The organism is Grimontia sp. SpTr1 (assembly GCF_947387585.1).
GTDB lineage: Bacteria > Pseudomonadota > Gammaproteobacteria > Enterobacterales > Vibrionaceae > Enterovibrio > Enterovibrio indicus.
The window spans coordinates 92,086-108,733 of record NZ_CANDOD010000006.1 but is presented as its reverse complement, the minus strand read 5'-3'; the positions used below and the strand labels follow the sequence as shown (position 1 = coordinate 108,733).

The 16,648-nt window shown below is 50.5% G+C and carries 13 protein-coding genes and 1 riboswitch; of the genes, 6 read left to right on the top strand and 7 right to left on the bottom strand.

Translation table 11 applies throughout. From position 1 onward, the window contains the following. Window positions 1-3: 3 nt before the first annotated feature. The 7 genes from thiB to leuA all read right to left on the bottom strand — a co-directional run bounded on the left by thiB (window position 4) and on the right by leuA (window position 7,923). Window positions 4-999 (bottom strand): thiamine ABC transporter substrate binding subunit, encoded by a 996-nt coding sequence (gene thiB / locus QL223_RS11100; RefSeq protein WP_002536442.1) that lies wholly within the window; start codon window positions 997-999, stop codon window positions 4-6. Between the two features lie 47 nt (window positions 1,000-1,046). Beyond that, a riboswitch (TPP riboswitch) is annotated at window positions 1,047-1,149 on the bottom strand. Between the two features lie 345 nt (window positions 1,150-1,494). Beyond that, window positions 1,495-2,301, bottom strand: coding sequence for a DUF547 domain-containing protein (locus QL223_RS11095; RefSeq protein ID WP_002537724.1), 807 nt, complete (start codon window positions 2,299-2,301; stop codon window positions 1,495-1,497). A 54-nt stretch (window positions 2,302-2,355) separates the two neighbouring features. Further along, complete coding sequence (locus QL223_RS11090) at window positions 2,356-3,114, bottom strand: DUF4344 domain-containing metallopeptidase (protein ID WP_002537723.1); 759 nt, start codon at window positions 3,112-3,114, stop codon at window positions 2,356-2,358. A 93-nt stretch (window positions 3,115-3,207) separates the two neighbouring features. Beyond that, window positions 3,208-3,810, bottom strand: coding sequence for a 3-isopropylmalate dehydratase small subunit (gene leuD / locus QL223_RS11085; protein WP_002537722.1), 603 nt, complete (start codon window positions 3,808-3,810; stop codon window positions 3,208-3,210). A 10-nt stretch (window positions 3,811-3,820) separates the two neighbouring features. Then, window positions 3,821-5,236 (bottom strand): 3-isopropylmalate dehydratase large subunit, encoded by a 1,416-nt coding sequence (leuC, locus tag QL223_RS11080; RefSeq protein ID WP_281544773.1) that lies wholly within the window; start codon window positions 5,234-5,236, stop codon window positions 3,821-3,823. A gap of 39 nt (window positions 5,237-5,275) precedes the next feature. Next, complete coding sequence (gene leuB, locus QL223_RS11075; RefSeq protein ID WP_002537718.1) at window positions 5,276-6,364, bottom strand: 3-isopropylmalate dehydrogenase; 1,089 nt, start codon at window positions 6,362-6,364, stop codon at window positions 5,276-5,278. A gap of 2 nt (window positions 6,365-6,366) precedes the next feature. Then, window positions 6,367-7,923: a 2-isopropylmalate synthase gene (gene leuA, locus QL223_RS11070; RefSeq protein ID WP_002537717.1), complete on the bottom strand. Its 1,557-nt coding sequence runs from the start codon at window positions 7,921-7,923 to the stop codon at window positions 6,367-6,369. A gap of 453 nt (window positions 7,924-8,376) precedes the next feature. Between leuA and QL223_RS11065 the strand changes: the two genes are divergently transcribed. From QL223_RS11065 to leuO, 6 genes are all read left to right on the top strand, one after another. Continuing rightward, window positions 8,377-9,021, top strand: a complete 645-nt coding sequence (locus tag QL223_RS11065; protein ID WP_281544772.1) for a TetR/AcrR family transcriptional regulator — start codon at window positions 8,377-8,379, stop codon at window positions 9,019-9,021. Continuing rightward, window positions 9,018-10,349, top strand: coding sequence for an HlyD family secretion protein (locus tag QL223_RS11060; protein ID WP_281544771.1), 1,332 nt, complete (start codon window positions 9,018-9,020; stop codon window positions 10,347-10,349). The genes QL223_RS11065 and QL223_RS11060 overlap by 4 nt, the downstream gene beginning before the upstream one ends. Beyond that, window positions 10,346-13,462, top strand: coding sequence for an efflux RND transporter permease subunit (locus QL223_RS11055; RefSeq protein WP_002537714.1), 3,117 nt, complete (start codon window positions 10,346-10,348; stop codon window positions 13,460-13,462). The genes QL223_RS11060 and QL223_RS11055 overlap by 4 nt, the downstream gene beginning before the upstream one ends. Window positions 13,463-13,551: 89 nt before the next feature. After that, the gene (locus QL223_RS11050) at window positions 13,552-14,058 is read left to right on the top strand and encodes a phosphatase PAP2 family protein (protein WP_039849787.1); all 507 of its coding nucleotides are present in this window, start codon (window positions 13,552-13,554) and stop codon (window positions 14,056-14,058) included. Between the two features lie 28 nt (window positions 14,059-14,086). Beyond that, entirely contained in the window at window positions 14,087-15,223 is a 1,137-nt protein-coding gene (locus QL223_RS11045; protein ID WP_002537712.1) for an MJ1255/VC2487 family glycosyltransferase, read from the top strand. A 334-nt stretch (window positions 15,224-15,557) separates the two neighbouring features. After that, the gene (leuO, locus tag QL223_RS11040) at window positions 15,558-16,505 is read left to right on the top strand and encodes a transcriptional regulator LeuO (RefSeq protein ID WP_002537711.1); all 948 of its coding nucleotides are present in this window, start codon (window positions 15,558-15,560) and stop codon (window positions 16,503-16,505) included. Window positions 16,506-16,648: the final 143 nt, after the last annotated feature.

Genomic DNA, 16,648 nt, shown 5'->3' with positions numbered 1-16,648 from the left:
GACTTATTTCACCAGCGCCGATTGCCATTCACGAATCCAGTTGCGGCGGTTGTCGGCTACTTTTTCCGGTGCGAATTGAAGACTTTTCGACGGCACAGAAAGGGTGTCGAAGCCCTTTGGCAGTTCAACCCCCGTAACCGGATACATCCACTGACCCGTTGGTACTGCATTTTGGAAGCCATCACTCAGGATGAACTGCATAAACTGATCAGCCAGCTCCTGCCTTTCCGAACTTTTTACTTTGGCTGCGACTTCGACCTGCATGTAGTGGCCTTCTTCAAAGTTGGCACTGCTGAAGTTCGGGTTTTCTTCAGCGATTAGGTGATAAGCTGGAGACGTGGTGTAAGACAGCACCATGTCTGATTCGCCATTCAGGAACATGCTGTAAGCTTCAGACCAGCCTTTGGTCACAGTGACGGTTTTGTTTGCCAGTTTCTGCCAGGCACCCGCAACATCATCGCCGTAGACGGATTTCATCCACAGCATCAGGCCTTGGCCTGGTGTTGATGTGCGTGGGTCTTGATAGATAACGGAGATGTCATCACGCTTCTCAACCAGCTCTTTCAGGCTCTTTGGTGGGTTTTCCAGCTTAGTTTTGTCATAAACAAAGGCGAAGTAGCCGTAGTCGTATGGAACGAATGTGTTGTTGTTCCAACCGTCAGGCAGGGTGACAGACTTTGTGTCCACACTGTGAGCGGCCAGCAGACCAGTCTTTTCTGCTTCAGTCATCAGGTTGGTATCTAAGCCCAGAATGACATCAGCTTTGCTATTTTTTCCCTCTAGACGCAGGCGATTAAGGATGGTCACGCCATCTTCCAGAGCCACGAGGTTCAGGGTGCAGTGACATTCTGCTTCGAAGGCTTTTTTTACCGCTGGGCCCGGGCCCCAGTCAGCAGCAAAAGAGTCGTAAGTGTATACCGTCAGGGTATCAGTAGAGTGTGCCAGCGCAGGACCAGCCATGGTCATTGCCAACATCAGAGCAGAAATAGAATATTTCATCGGTGCCTCACGTCAATGTGCGGCGAGGGTGAGGTCATTGAGCGGGTCAGCTTTGGACATCTCATTCCTACGCCAGCATTATCTGGTTCAGGTACATGGGTTTAGCGTTCGCAATCTCAGCCGACGAAGTCAGCACCCCACGAGATGGCCAATATTGTAAACCAATCGTAGTGATATACCCAATCGACTTGAAGATGCTCGCATTCAGAGGTCATCAATGCGTTCAATTCGAGGCAAATTTCGCGAGGAATAGTCGTTCTATTTCCGTGGAATTTAACGAAGAAGTGGGCGCATTGAGGCCCTCCCTTCGGGCGAGTTGACTGACGCCGTGCTCATTGTTGTTCCTTTTTGATGGAGTTGACTACACCGGCAAAGGAACGCCGCGATCACAACGCCAGTCAATCTCGCTGAATCCTACATTTTCAGGTTGTTTGGGTATATAAATAGCAACGGGCGCGTAATGCGCCCGTCTTTAGTTTTTCAACAAAATACGTTTTAAGGTTGGTTAAGTGACCAGTCGTAATCGTATTTAATTTTACCCTTCCAGCCTTCAAGCTTTGAGCCGTCGCGGTGTTGGTCGATGGCTTTTAGTATTTCTTGCTCGTTATTACCGAAATCTACGCCATACCAGTCATAAATCGAAGATAGTGTCAGAGTATTACCGTCAATGCTGGCGCCTTTATTACTGTTGGTGAACTGCTTGGATGCTGCTTCCAATAGCCCTTCACTGTTATCTGCGGAAAACGCGGTCGTAGCGAGGTTAGGGCAACCCAAGCTGGCACAATTGACCGCATAATGAATGCGTGAGTCATTCCAAATCGGGCGAAGAATACGGTGCTCAATGTCATTGAGTGTCAATGATTGCCCTGCGATTTTGGCAACTTCATCATCCCAAGGACCAAAACTTAAAAAGCCACCCAGCTTAGTAATTGATTTTACAGGGTACTCGTCGAGAATAAGTTGAACAGTCAGCGCATTGTATAGATTTACCCAGTAAGCAAACTGTTCAGCCTTGCTGTAATTGCGAGGATCCAGAGCAGTCAGATTAGTCAGATATTGACTGAGCAATGCCTTATCAGCCGGACTGACTGCGCTGTAATTGAAAAGATTGTGCTGGCCTTTTTCGAGAAGGTACCTGTCTAGGATTTTCTGCCAATGGCCGTGATCAATCGAAGCAGAGTTAGACTCATTACTCTTATCCCAAATAGGCCAGAGGTCGCTTTTTGGGGCAGCGAATACAACGGCCGGCGAGAGAAAAGCGATCAAAAGCAAAGGACGCAATAGTGCAAAAATTGGCTTCATGGTGATACTCAGTGAAAAGCTACAATGTGAAAATAGACCGGAGAGTGACTATTTTCATTCACTTTCACTGAGCATTTCTATCACTCTTGACCAGTTGCGCGACTGGGTTTCAAATTCATAAGGACAAAACAAATCCCGTTCTGCCTCGACAAGTTCAGGATCCATTAAATCCTCAAACTTCTCAGGATCGCTGCCGTAGATCAAACATAGCGATCTTGCGTAGCGCTGGGCATCGAGACTGTGCTCTCCCCACATGGAAACATCATCGATGAACTCTGTGCCCATATCCTCGATGGCAAAAAGATCGACGCCAATAAATGCGGTTTCAGCGTCATAAAACCTAATCATGGATAGCGTAGCAAAACTGTCGACGGCGTCTTCCTCTTTGCCGAGTGCTGGGAAATCCCACAGAAAAAGATACGCATGTCCATACTCATGCAGCAAGGTGTGAATAATCGACGCCTTAGTGGCTTCATCCGGTGTAATACCTTCGTGGGAAGGAGGGACGCTCTGGAATTTTTCTTTCGCGTAACGCACAAATTCGTAAGGCATTTGAATAGTTGTGGTATCAGGGTCAAAGAGTGGCCCGTCTAGATTTCCAAAACGGATGGTCAATGTGTCAGGAAGGGGAGCGTAGTCATTGACCAGTTTTACTGTCTCTTTGGCGACGTTTTCAACCAACTGTTTAGCTGTTTTATCCTCTGAGGTCGTAGGCGTGTCAAAGATAAGCTTGGTCTCGGCACTCACTTGCACTGTGTTAAGGAAAAACAACACTGCCATTGCAGTGATGATGTGGCGAACTGGGCGCATCATGACCTTCCTTGTCGACGTGGCTTTCTACCATCATAGAAAAAGCCGACTCAAAGAGTCGGCTTTATTGTGAGATTTAGTTGATAAATCCAATTGTTAGGAAAGAAAAGCAGGGATCTTACTTTCGTATTCTGCGATCTTTTCTTCATGTTGCAGCGTCAGCCCGATGCTGTCTAAGCCATTCAGCAAGCAGTGACGGCGGAACTCGTCGATTTCGAACGAGTAGGTTTTACCACCCGCTGAAACAGTTTGCGCTTCTAGATCCAGCGCGATCTCCGCGCCTTCATTGGCTTCCACAAACTTAAACAGTTCGTCGACTTCTGCTTCAGTTAGCTTAACCGGTACCATCTGGTTATTGATGGAGTTGCCGTAGAAGATGTCCGCAAAGCTTGGCGCGATCATCACTTTGAAGCCGAAATCAGCCAGTGCCCAAGGTGCGTGCTCACGGGATGAACCACAACCAAAGTTCTCGCGTGCCAGCAGCACACTTGCTCCTTTGTACCGAGGTTGGTTCAGCACAAACTCTGGGTTGTCTTGCTGACCTGCATCGTCCAGAAAACGCCAGTCGTGAAACAGGTGCTTACCAAAACCGGTGCGGGTTACTTTTTGCAAAAATTGCTTTGGAATGATGGCATCAGTATCGACGTTTGCTGCGTCCAGCGGCGCCACCAAGCCTGTGTGTTGTTTAATTCCTGACATGGTGGTCTCCTTAGCTATTCTTAAAATCAAAGCTGTTCACATCAACGAAGTGACCGGCTACGGCTGCAGCTGCAGCCATCGCTGGGCTCACCAGATGAGTACGACCTTCGCGACCCTGACGGCCTTCGAAGTTACGGTTACTGGTGGATGCACAGCGCTCTTTTGGCCCAAGGCGGTCATTGTTCATCGCCAGACACATAGAGCAACCTGGCAAACGCCATTCAAAGCCAGCTTCGACGAAAATCTTGTCCAGACCTTCTTGCTCTGCCTGCGCTTTAACTTGCTCGGAGCCAGGAACCACCAGCGCCTGAACGCCTGCAGCCACTTTACGGCCTTTGGCGACAGCCGCTGCGGCGCGCATGTCTTCGATACGTGAGTTGGTGCAAGAGCCGATAAACACTTTATCGATGGTGATGTCAGTGATTTTCTGGCCAGCTTCGATGCCCATGTAGCGAAGCGCACGCTCAGCAGAGTGACGCTCGATAGGGTCGCTAAAGCTCTCTGGTGCTGGAACCACATCGTTCACACCCACAACCTGGCCTGGGTTGGTGCCCCAAGTGACTTGGTTAGAGATGTCTGCCGCTTCCAACGTGACGATGGTATCGAACTCAGCGTCAGCGTCAGTTCTCAGGCTGTTCCAGTATTCAACAGCTGCATCCCAGTCTGCGCCCGTTGGCGAGAACTTGCGGCCTTGCAGGTATTCAAAGGTGGTTTGATCCGGTGCAACCAGACCCGCTTTCGCACCGAGCTCGATCGCCATGTTACAGACCGTCATGCGGCCTTCCATGGTCAAATCTTCAATCGCCTGACCACAGAACTCAACCACGTGACCGGTACCACCTGCGTGGCCGACTTTACCGATGATCGCGAGGACGATATCTTTCGCGGTCACGCCTTCAACGACCTTGCCTTTGACCTCAATCTTCATGGTCTTGGCGCGGCCTTGCTTCAGGGTTTGAGTCGCCAGTACGTGTTCAACTTCAGAGGTACCGATACCGAATGCCAGCGCGCCAAACGCGCCGTGGGTCGCGGTGTGGGAGTCGCCACAAACAATGGTAGTGCCCGGCAGGGTAATACCCAGCTCAGGACCCATGACGTGAACGATGCCCTGATAAGGGTGGTTCAAATCGTAAAGGGTGACGCCGAACTCTTCACAGTTCTTTGCCAGCGTTTCCATCTGAATTTTTGCCATCTCGCCTGAGGCATTGATGTCTTTGGTCTCAGTAGAAACGTTGTGATCCATGGTCGCGAAGGTTTTAGAAACCTGACGCACCTTACGACCATGCTGACGCAGGCCATCAAACGCCTGAGGAGAGGTCACTTCGTGGACCAAGTGACGGTCGATATACAGCAACGGGGTTTCGCCCGGTGCTTCTACGACGATATGCGCGTCGTAGATTTTTTCGTAAAGGGTTTTTGCTGACATTGCCCTGTCTTCCTTAATAGTTATGTGCTTCCAGTGCGCTTAGGCTTCGCTTACATACGCTGCAATCTTATCACCCATTTCGGATGTGGTCAGCGGGGTCGCATCGCCAGCCAGGTCAGCGGTTAGCTCGCCGGCTTCCAGCGCTTGGCTGACCGCAGCTTCGATAGCGCGTGCAGCGTCTTCTTCGCCAAGGCTATAGCGCAGCATCAGAGCGGCAGACAGGATTTGCGCCACTGGGTTTGCAATGTTCTTACCTGCGATATCCGGTGCAGAACCACCTGCTGGCTCGTACAGGCCAAACTTGCTGTCGTTGAGGCTCGCAGATGGCAACATGCCCATGGAGCCAGTGATCATCGCGCACTCATCAGAGATGATGTCACCGAAGATGTTAGAACATAGCATCACGTCAAACTGTGCAGGGTCTTTAATCAGCTGCATGGTCGCGTTGTCGATGTAGATGTGGGACAGCTCAACATCCGGGTAGTCTTTCGCGATTTCTTCGACCACTTCGCGCCACAGGATAGAGCTTTGCAATACGTTCGCTTTATCTACTGACATCACCTTCTTGCGGCGAAGACGTGCAGACTCAAACGCGATGCGCGCAATACGCTCGATTTCATAGCGGTAGTAAACTTCCGTGTCGAACGCTTTCTCTTCTGCGCCTGAACCTTCGCGGCCTTTAGGCTGACCAAAGTAGATACCACCAGTCAGCTCACGCACCACTACGATGTCAAAACCGCGCTCAGAGATATCCGCGCGAAGTGGTGAGAAAGCTTCCAGGCCTGCATGAATTTGCGCCGGACGCAGGTTACAGAACAGTTGGAAATGCTTACGCAGTGGCAACAGCGCACCACGCTCAGGCTGTTCATTCGGTGGCAAGTGTTCCCACTTTGGGCCACCTACTGAACCAAACAGCACCGCATCAGCCGCTTCACAGCCTTTTAGGGTCGCCTCTGGCAGCGGGGTGCCATGGTTGTCGATGGCGATACCACCGACATCGTATTCAGTTTTCTCAAAGCTAATGCCAAATTTAGCGCTTACGGCATCAAGAACTTTGTGGGCTTGTTGCATCACTTCCGGGCCAATACCGTCTCCCGGTAGAACGGCAATCTTATAGGTGCCTGCCATGGTTACACTGTCTCCATTTTTAATGTTGCTTGTTCTTTTATTTGCGCGATGCGGTCAGCGCGGTAAATGCTGTTAATCACATGCAGCAATGCCTGACCTGAGGCTTCAATAATGTCTGTTGAGACGCCCGTACCGTGGTACTTGCGACCTTTGTAGTTAGCGATGATGTCTGCCTGACCCAAGCCATCTTCCCCTTCGCCTTTGGCGGTCAGGTCAAACTTGTCCAGCACAATGTCATAGCCAGTGATGCGGTAAATGACCTGATACAGTGCGTCAACCGGGCCGTTACCAATCGCAGCGTCGCTGACTTCTTCATCGCCACACTGCAGGCTGACGGTTGTGGTCGCCATTACACTGCCACTTTGTACGCTCAGATACTTCAGCTTGTAGAAGTCATCTTCTTCCTGCAAGTTGTTGAAGAACATCAAAGCTTCCAGATCATAATCGAAAACCTGACCCTTGCGGTCTGCCAGTTTCAAGAAAGATTCGTACAAGTTGTCCAGGTTGTAGTCGTCGTCACTGTAGCCCATGGTGTCCATGTGACTCTTCACCGCAGCGCGGCCTGAACGGCTGGTCAGGTTCAGCGCTTTCTGACCCAGACCAATCGACTCTGGCGTCATGATTTCGTAGGTGTTCTTGTTCTTCAGCATGCCATCTTGGTGAATACCAGAGCTATGGCTGAATGCGTTGGTGCCGACAATCGCTTTGTTGGACTGAATAGGCATATTACACAGTTGGCTGACCATCTTACTGGTGCGGCTGATTTCTTTGTGATTGATACCTGTTTCCACGCCTAACAACTCGCCGCGGGTTTTGATGATCATCGCAATCTCTTCCAGCGCACAGTTACCGGCACGTTCACCGATACCGTTGATGGTGCCTTCAATCTGGCGCGCACCTGCTTGAACTGCAGCAATCGAGTTGGCGACCGACATGCCCAAGTCATCGTGACAGTGAACCGAAATCACTGCTTTGTCGATGTTTGGCACGCGGTTGAAAAGAGTTTCGATAATGCCACCGAACTCCCCCGGTACGGTGTAACCCACAGTATCAGGAATGTTCACCGTGGTTGCGCCTGCTTTGATGGCTTCTTCCACCATGCGGCACAGGTTATCAATCGGCGTACGGCCTGCATCTTCACAGGAGAATTCCACGTCATCTGTGTAGCGACGAGCACGTTTGACGGCATTCACACCCATTTCAACAACCTGGTCGTAGCTACGGCGCAGTTTGTCCTGAACGTGAATAGTAGAAGTGGAAAGGAAAGTGTGGATACGAAACGCTTCGGCAACTTTGAGGGATTCAGCGGCGACGTCGATGTCTTTATCGACAGCACGGGACAAAGCACAAATGCGGCTATTCTTGACCGATTTTGCAATCGTCTGGACGGATTCGAAATCACCCGGGCTTGAAACAGGGAAGCCAGCTTCAATCACATCCACACCCAGACGCTCCAGCGCCAGTGCAATCTGCAACTTCTCTTTTACAGTCAAACTGGCGGACAGCGCTTGTTCGCCGTCGCGTAATGTGGTGTCAAATATGATGACTTGGTCTTTCATGGTCGTTCCCTCATGTGCCGTTATTAGGTTGTACTCCGCACCTTTGGCAGGTCATACAAAAAACCCGCGCCTTGGCGCGGGTTTCGTGTGTCAGGTGAAAACTGTTTTCAATCCATGACCTACCCGCGCGAACAATTCACGAGAAGTAGAAGGTCTAGAAGGAAAATGCGTTTCATCATTTGTAACAGTTCTCTAAAGATGTCTGCACAAATGAATACCAAACAGCTTACTAAAGCGTCAATATCAAATTAGAAAATAACAAGAAAGCGTCACTCATAATGTTAACTGTGGTTTAAAAAACTGCTTTTTAAGTCAAAAACCAGAGTATTCATCTGTGTCTATTTTTTGAACAGAAATTCATCACAATCCTATGATCTAGGGAATTAAATTGTGCGAAAAGAGACCAAACAGGGAGTAGTATAAATTCAACGCTGATGAATTACGGATGATGCCATGACCAAAAAGCCGGGTCGACCATTGGGACGCTCTGATGCCAGAGCTGCGCTGATCAGCGAAGCCCAACGCTTTTTCCACAAACAACCCTATCACAAGGTATCGACACGCCGTATTGCAGAAAATGCCGGTGTCGACGTGGCGATGATCCGCTATTACTTTGGCAATAAAGCTGGCTTGTTTGAGGCCATGGTCAGAGAGACAGCGGCGCCGATGATCACCCGAATGCGTCAGGCGGTTGAAGAAGGGAAAATTGAAAGCCTTAATGATGTAATCACAACGTTTTACCGCGAGATGTCTACAGGACCTAATCTACCCACGCTGATCTTCCGTAGCATGATGCTGGATGAAGACGATCAGCAGCGACAGGTGGTCGAAAAGCTGTTTCAGGACATTCTCTTGCCCCTTCATCAATTACTCTTTCAGCGTCTACAGGAAAAAGGCGCTTTGAGAACAGACATCGATCCGGAACTGGCACGAATGAGCTTCTCAAGCTTGATGGTGTTTCCATTTATCATTCCCACGGCGCTCGCTGACATTCAAGGGATCATCATGGACAGCGCTTTTCTGGAAAAACTCGCCAAACACAACGCCGCACTGCTGCAACACGGAATTTTCAAGGTTCAGGGAGACAACACACTATGACACTTCGCCGTAAACTGCTTTTCTTTCCCGCCTTGGCTGTCGGTATCGCGGTGCTCTTCATTGCGATAAGCAGCAGGCCTGATGTGCCAGTTAAACCCGCGCAGTCTAAAGCACGAGCAGTGGATGTGATCACTTTAGAGCAGTCTAACATTGCTCCTGTGGTCACCGGTTTTGGCCGTGTCACTCCAAAGCTCACCTGGCAGGCTATTGCAGAAGTGAACGGCAAAGTGATTTACCGCAATCCTGTTTTGGAAAAAGGGCGAGTGCTGCCCGCAGGCACTGAGCTTTTGCGCATCGACCCGACTGACTATCAATTGGCGGTTGCACAGGCTCAGGCAGATGTGAGTGTTCGGGAAGCGCGGTTGGCGAAACTGGAGCTGGATGAATCCAATCTGAAAACCACGCTGGCGATAGAGAAGCGCAGATTGGCCCTTAGTCGAGACGAACTGACCCGTCAAAAGAACCTGCGTCAGAAAGGGTTAACCTCTCAGTCAGACTTAGATAATGAACAGCAAGCTTTCCTTTCTCAGCAAACCCGTGTTCAGGATCTTGAAGCTCAGCTAAAAGTCCTGCCGGACGAAAAGCGCATTACCGAAGCGGAGCTTGAAGCAAGCAATCTGGCACTTGAGCAGGCGCAGCGAAATCTCGATAAAACTCAAATCGTTTTGCCCGTCGACAGCCGCATTGCGGAAGTAAACATCGAACGTGATCAGGTTGTTACGCCTCAGCAAGTGATGGTGATTGCCCATGGACTTGGTGCGGTAGAGGTGGATGCGCAGGTCTCTATTCATGACATGCAGACGGTTTTTGACACCTTAAACGGCGAGCAAAACGAGGGGTTTGCCGAGAAACTGCATCAGCTCAACGCCAGTGTGAACCTTTCCAGTGGTAGCTTTAAAGAGGAATGGCCTGCCAAGGTAGCGCGTCTCAGTGATACGGTCAGCCTCAATCAGGCGACGGTCGGCGTTATCCTCGAAATTGCATTGGGCGAAGAGCAAACCCAAGGGATTGCCGCCCAGCCAAGTCTGGTTAATGGCATGTTTGTTAAAGCGACGATTGAAGGCAAACCCGTTTCCCATTGGGTGATCCCAGAGCGCGCCCTTCGCGGTGACAAGGTCTATCTGATGGAAGACGGTGCGTTGAAAGTGATGCCAGTAACCATTTTGTTCAGGCGTGGAGAGAGCGTTGCGATCGCCGGGGATCTGAAAGCGGGTCAGCAGCTGGTGCTGAACGATCTTCTACCCGCCGTGCCAGGAATGGAACTTCGCGCAGTGACCCTGAACGGTGACGTGGTAGAAAACAAAGCGGTGAACGGGGAGGCATCATGATCCGTTTTTTCGCCCGTCACCCGACTGCCGCTAACTTGCTGATGCTAACGTTGATCCTTCTTGGATTAACGTCACTGCCACAACTCAAGCGAGAAACCTTTCCTGAATTCGCGCCGCCTTTTATTCTCGCCACGGTAGTGTATCCCGGTGCCAGCCCAGAGCAGGTAGAGCAAAACATCTGTCTGTTGATGGAAGACGCGGTAGACGGTCTTTCTAACATCGTTGAAACCCGTTGTGAGGCAGTGGAAGGTTCGGCAGGATTAGTGGTGAAGCTCGATGCCCAAGCTGATATCTCCCGCATGCTGGTGGACATCCAAACCCAAATCAACGCCATCAACAACTTCCCGAGCGATATTGAGCCGCCAGTGGTGCGTGAGCTGGATTGGAACGAGCCCGTGGTAGATGTGGCGATTGCTGCTGATACCGATTGGGTGGGGCTCAAAGCCTACGCAGAGGATCTCAAACAGACACTTAAGCGTGATTACGATGTCCCCTTGGTCAGTGTGGCGGGCTTTTCGGGCAAGCAAATCCGCATCGAAGTGCGAGAGAGTGCACTTCGCCAGCTAGGGTTAAGTGTTTCTGATATTGCCGCTCAGGTCAGTGCGCAGAACATCAACCTCCCTAGCGGTAACGTTGAGCTTGATAACAAGAGCCTGCTGATCCGTTTTGATGAAAGACGGATTGCAGCTGGCACATTGGGGCAAATCGTGGTTGCCGCAGACAGCGACGGCGGCGTGATTCGTCTGCAGGATATCGCCACCCTGACCGAGCGCTTTGAGCTTGATGAACAGCAGGTGTGGTTTGATGGCAAGCCTTCGGCGCTGCTTAAAATCAGCAAAAACAAAGCTGACGATGCCCTTCGCATCAAAGAAAAAGTCGCGCAGTTTGTTGATGACGAACGGACCCGTACCCCAAATGGCGTGACGCTCAATCTCACCAATGATTTCTCGTCGCTCCTTTGGGATCGCCTGACCATGATGACCCGCAATGCCTGGCAAGGGGTGATTCTGGTATTTGGTGTGATGTGGATGTTCTTCTCGCTGCGCTATTCATTCTGGGTGGCTGCAGGCTTACCCGTTGCCTTCCTCGGCAGCTTCTTTTTGATGGCGCAACTTGGGCTTTCCATCAATATCATGTCGCTGGTCGCGCTCTTGATGGCTATCGGTATCATGATGGATGACGCCATTGTGATATCCGAATCCATCGCCTCACATATCGATCGGGGACAGAAACTCGAAGATGCCGTGGTCAACGGGGTCAAGAAGGTACTTCCCGGCGTGGTGTCTTCTTATCTCACTACCGTGTGTATATTCGGGAGTCTGATCTTTTTGCAAGGAGAGATGGGGGCAGTGCTCCGGGTCGTGCCTATGGTACTGATCCTGGTGCTCACACTCAGTCTTGTCGAAGCCTTCCTTATTCTGCCGCATCACTTGCAGCATTCTTTGGCGAAAGCCAAAGCGCCAAAACCTGATTTGGCTTTCAAACGCATCTTTCTCGAGAAGTTTGAAGCTTTCCGCGCAGGTAAACTGGCGGAGTTGGTCACCAGTGCCGTGAAATGGCGTTATCCCTTTGTGGGGGGCGTGATAGCCATGTTGCTGATTTCAGTTTCACTGTTGGCATCCGGTCAACTGCGGTTTGTCGGCTTTCCTGAGCTCGATGGGGATATTGCGGAAGCCCGCGTCATATTGCCGCCCGGCTCATCGCTGGCACAAACCGAGGCTGTCGTCGCGACACTGGTTGCCTCAGCCAATCGAGTGGGCGAGCGATTAAGTGAAGAAAATGAAAGTGGCCAGCCTTTGGTGGAGCACATCACCGAGCAATTCAACTTCAACGCCGATGCCGATGAAAGTGGTCAGCATATCGCAACAGTGAGGCTTGATTTGTTGAGTGCGGAGATCCGCAGCACCTTGATTGATGACTTCATCTCAGATTGGGAAAAAGAAACCGGCGTGCTGACCGATCCTATTTCGATGGTGTTCAAGCAGCCTGCTTTTGGACCCGGTGGACGCGACTTTGATATTCGCTTGCAACATGACGATTTGAACGAGTTGAAACAAGCCTCGGTCGCCATCCAGCAGTTTATCAGCCAGTTTCAGGGCGTATCAGGGGTGCTCGATGACATGCGCCCCGGCAAGGAAGAAGTGAAAGTCACGCTACGTCCCGGTGCTGAAGCCTTTGGCATCAACGGCCAGTTAATAGCCCGTCAGCTTCGCGCCGCATACTTTGGTCAAACGGCAGATGAAATTCAGGTCGGCCCTGAGAGCATCGAGATAGATGTTCGCCTCGACAGTGATGATGCCGCCAGCCTGCAAAGCTTTGCCAATTTCCCGATTGTGTTGCCGGATGGCAGTCAGGTACCGCTTTCTACCGCCGCAGAGCTCAATTATCAACGTAACTTCGTGCGTATCCAGCGCATTGATGGCATGCGAACGCTGAGTGTTTATGGTGATGTGGTACAAAGCCAGGTCAGTATCGGTGATGTTTTGGCGCAATTAAAACGCGATGTGATCCCAGGGCTGGAAACGAAATATCCGGGGTTACGTGTGTTGTTTGAAGGCCAGAGTCAGGACACGGCTGAGACCAGTCAATCCATGAGTATTGGTTTTGCTCTGGGCTTGTTCGGTATCTTCGTTATCCTGAGTTATCAATTCCGCAGTTATTTGGAACCCTTTGTGGTCTTGATTGCCATCCCGCTTGCCTTAATTGGTGTGCTGTGGGGGCATTGGCTGCTGGGGCATCCGCTTAGTATGCCAAGCCTGATGGGTTTCGTGTCGCTGGCGGGTGTGGTGGTGAATGACTCCATCTTGCTGGTGCAATATATCCGTCACCATTTGGATGAAGGTGAAGATATTTATGATGCAGTGGTGCGTGCCAGTCAGGAACGTTTCCGCGCTGTCTTCCTGACATCACTGACGACGGCTGCTGGTTTACTGCCGCTTCTGTTGGAAACCAGTTTGCAGGCTCAGGTAGTGAAACCTCTGGTGATTTCCATCGTGTTCGGGATTTTCACGTCGACACTGTTGGTGCTGTTTATGATCCCGGCTGCGTATGCCATATTGGCGGACTTCGGCAAAGTGAAAAAGCACGAGTCTCTGCACGGAGATTTTGCTTAAAAGTTCATCAACTCGTCTGCAAAGCGTCACGGGACTGTCATTCCTGACTCCTAATCTGAAACGGTAACGTGAAGAATTGGAGCAGATGAATGCGGAGTCTCGTCGCTATCCAAAGGGTGGATAATGCCGTGTCCACCCTTTGCCTTAATCACCGTTTCAGTGCGGATATCGCACGGATTTTCCGTTGGGTCTCTAAAAGTGGAGATGGTCACCTTTATGCGGCAATAGGCGTTTTGCTTGCGCTTTTCGGCGGTATGCAGGGTCTGCATTTCCTGATCGTCGGCCTGATGGCGTTTGCCATTGAAGTCCCTCTTTTTATGTGGCTGAAAAGACGTTTCCGCCGAGCAAGACCACAACACCTTCCAGCTTTTATTACGCCGTCAGATCTCTACAGCATGCCTTCAGGACATACGGCAGCGGCATTTGTGATGGCGGCATTGCTGAGTCACTTCTATCCCGAATTCAGCCATGTCTACTGGGGATGGGCCGCTGCGATTGGCGCTTCCCGTGTATTGCTTGGTGTTCACTTCATTACCGATGTTATCGTCGGTGCCTTGCTTGGATTAGCCTGCGCGTCATTAGCTTTGATGGCCTGACGAGCGGAAAACAACAACGAGAACCTACATGAAAATACTTTATGGCGTACAAGGCACGGGGAATGGGCATATTTCCCGTGCACGTGCGATGGCAGACGCTTTTTCCAATCTGCCACATGTTGAGGTCAAGTTCCTGTTCTCTGGCCGTCCGGCATCGGAGTATTTTGATATGGACGTATTCGGGGAGTATGAAGTGCGTCGTGGGCTCACCTTTGTCAGCGAGGCGGGGAAAGTCAGCATGCTGAAAACCGCGTTGAACAACAGTTTGGTGTCGTTTGTCCGCGAAGTGCGCGAGCTGGATGTGTCGGGCTATGATCTGGTGGTTTCTGACTTTGAGCCTGTTTCGGCTCATGCTGCCAGACGACAAGGCGTGCCGACGGTGTCCGTCAGTCACCAGTCTGCGTTTGCCTTCGACGTGCCGAAGCAGGGGCAATCCCTGCTGGATAAACTCATCATGCATTACTTTGCACCGACAGAGACGAAAATCGGCTTGCACTGGTACCACTTCAATCAGCCAATTTTACCGCCGATCATTGATCTTAAAACGGTGGAACCCACTAAAAATGGCACCATTTTGACGTATCTTCCGTTTGAAAATCTGGATGAGGTTGTTCGGGTACTACAACATTTTCCGCAGCGGTTTATCTGTTTCCATCCTGCATGTCAGGAAGCGCGGATGGATGAGCATGTTGATATTCGGCCACTAAGCAAAACGGTTTTCCATCAGGCTTTGGCGAACTGCAATGGCGTGATAGCCAATGGCGGATTTGAACTGCCTTCAGAAGCACTGTTGCTGGGTAAGAAACTCTTGCTCAAACCGCTTAGTGGTCAGTTTGAACAACAAAGTAATGTGTCCACATTGGACACCCTAGGGCTGGCAAGCACGATGGAGTCTTTGGATGTCGGCACCATTCGCGAGTGGCTTGAGCTGTCCGAGAGCAGCCGGGTGAAATATCCGTCGGTGGCAACAGAGTTGGCAGCTTGGCTGGGAAAAGGGGATCTCAGCACCTTTCCGGCACTGCGTGAATCTTTGTGGTCGCAGGTGTCTTTCCCTGAACATGTCACCGATCTTTTGTCAGATTTTTGGCCACAAAAGACCCGAAAGCGTGCCATGTTCAGCATGAGGCTGCCATCGCAAGCAAATAAAAGCCTTCGCCAGCATTGATGAAACGAATGTGTAACTAACAAGACTGTAAGTCTGTATTTTTATATCTAAGAGGCTGATTATCAGCCTCTTTTTTGTTGATGTTTTAGGTTTTTCATATTTTCTATGGACATGATTTTATAACAATTTACTGGGGCGCATTTATCTCACCATGTTACTAAGTTGGTGCCTTGGTTAGCGTGTGTTCAGTTGCGCTCATTAAGCTGGGGCATGAGCAGGCAACGTTGCCTTACTGATAGCTGTCGACCTTACTCAAATTCAAATTTCCTTTTCGGGTCGATCGGTAAATACGGCGACGGATGCTTTCCATTTACTCTTGCTTTAGGGTTTTGCTATGACGCAGAAAGAGTCGGTTAATAATTTTGAAAACCGTACGGATACGACGTTAAGAAGTGTGGATCTCAACCTCATCACAGTGTTTGATGCCGTGATGCAGGAACAGAACATTACGCGCGCCGCACAGAGTCTGGGCATGTCACAACCTGCAGTGAGTAATGCAGTGTCACGCCTGAAAGTCATGTTCAATGATGAACTGTTTGTGCGTAACGGTCGCGGTATCAAGCCTACGCAACGTGCGCGCCAACTGTTTGGCCCTATCCGTCAGGCGATTCAGCTGATCAAGAACGAACTGCCTACGTCAGTGTTCATTCCTGAAACAAGCAACCGTACCTTCCGTCTGGCGATTTGCAGCCCATCGGACATGCGTTTTGTTCCGCAAATCCTGAACACCATTTCTTCCGTGGCACCAAGCGTGAAGGTTCAGGTGGAAACAGAGTTTGACCGCGATATTTCGCGCAAACTGCGTTATCAGGAAGTGGACTTTGTAATTGATTACCTGCACTTCAATGAGTCAGGTTTCAGCAGCACAGAAATGTTCAACGATGAGCTGGTGGTTGTGGCGAGCAAAAATCACCCGCGTCTTAGCGACAGTATTACCGCCAAAGAGCTGACCAGCGAAGCGCATGCGGTATTGAAACATAACGGCGAAATGCAGGGTTATGCAGAAGCGTTATACCGAGATGGTCGCTACCGTGAAGCTTATCAGGGCGTAAGCCTGAGCAATATCCTGTATGTGGTCAGCCAATCGCAACTGGTGGCTGTGGCCCCACGCTGGATGGTGGAAGCGGGTCATCATCGCGATAACCTGAAAATGTTGCCACTGCCGCTGGATAACAACCGTATCAGCGGTTACCTGAGCTGGCACGCCTCTGCAGAGAAAGACAAAGGGCATCTTTGGATGCGCGATCAATTGCTGTCTATCTGCGGCAATTCGTTGGTATAAACCGCGTAAAAAACACCCAGAATATTGACGAAAAACCGGCTTATGCCGGTTTTTTTGTGCCTGTTATTTCCCTTCGAATCATGCTTTCAGGGGCGACAGACCCTATTGATTACAGCCTGTTACAACTTTTCTGAAAATTGAGA

Bases quoted from the DNA above. Each gene is read 5' to 3' on its own strand.
- thiB (WP_002536442.1), bottom strand. From the start codon at position 999: ATGAAATATTCTATTTCTGCTCTGATGTTGGCAATGACCATGGCTGGT.
- QL223_RS11095 (WP_002537724.1), bottom strand. From the start codon at position 2,301: ATGAAGCCAATTTTTGCACTATTGCGTCCTTTGCTTTTGATCGCTTTT.
- QL223_RS11090 (WP_002537723.1), bottom strand. From the start codon at position 3,114: ATGATGCGCCCAGTTCGCCACATCATCACTGCAATGGCAGTGTTGTTT.
- leuD (WP_002537722.1), bottom strand. From the start codon at position 3,810: ATGTCAGGAATTAAACAACACACAGGCTTGGTGGCGCCGCTGGACGCA.
- leuC (WP_281544773.1), bottom strand. From the start codon at position 5,236: ATGTCAGCAAAAACCCTTTACGAAAAAATCTACGACGCGCATATCGTC.
- leuB (WP_002537718.1), bottom strand. From the start codon at position 6,364: ATGGCAGGCACCTATAAGATTGCCGTTCTACCGGGAGACGGTATTGGC.
- leuA (WP_002537717.1), bottom strand. From the start codon at position 7,923: ATGAAAGACCAAGTCATCATATTTGACACCACATTACGCGACGGCGAA.
- QL223_RS11065 (WP_281544772.1), top strand. From the start codon at position 8,377: ATGACCAAAAAGCCGGGTCGACCATTGGGACGCTCTGATGCCAGAGCT.
- QL223_RS11060 (WP_281544771.1), top strand. From the start codon at position 9,018: ATGACACTTCGCCGTAAACTGCTTTTCTTTCCCGCCTTGGCTGTCGGT.
- QL223_RS11055 (WP_002537714.1), top strand. From the start codon at position 10,346: ATGATCCGTTTTTTCGCCCGTCACCCGACTGCCGCTAACTTGCTGATG.
- QL223_RS11050 (WP_039849787.1), top strand. From the start codon at position 13,552: ATGCGGAGTCTCGTCGCTATCCAAAGGGTGGATAATGCCGTGTCCACC.
- QL223_RS11045 (WP_002537712.1), top strand. From the start codon at position 14,087: ATGAAAATACTTTATGGCGTACAAGGCACGGGGAATGGGCATATTTCC.
- leuO (WP_002537711.1), top strand. From the start codon at position 15,558: ATGACGCAGAAAGAGTCGGTTAATAATTTTGAAAACCGTACGGATACG.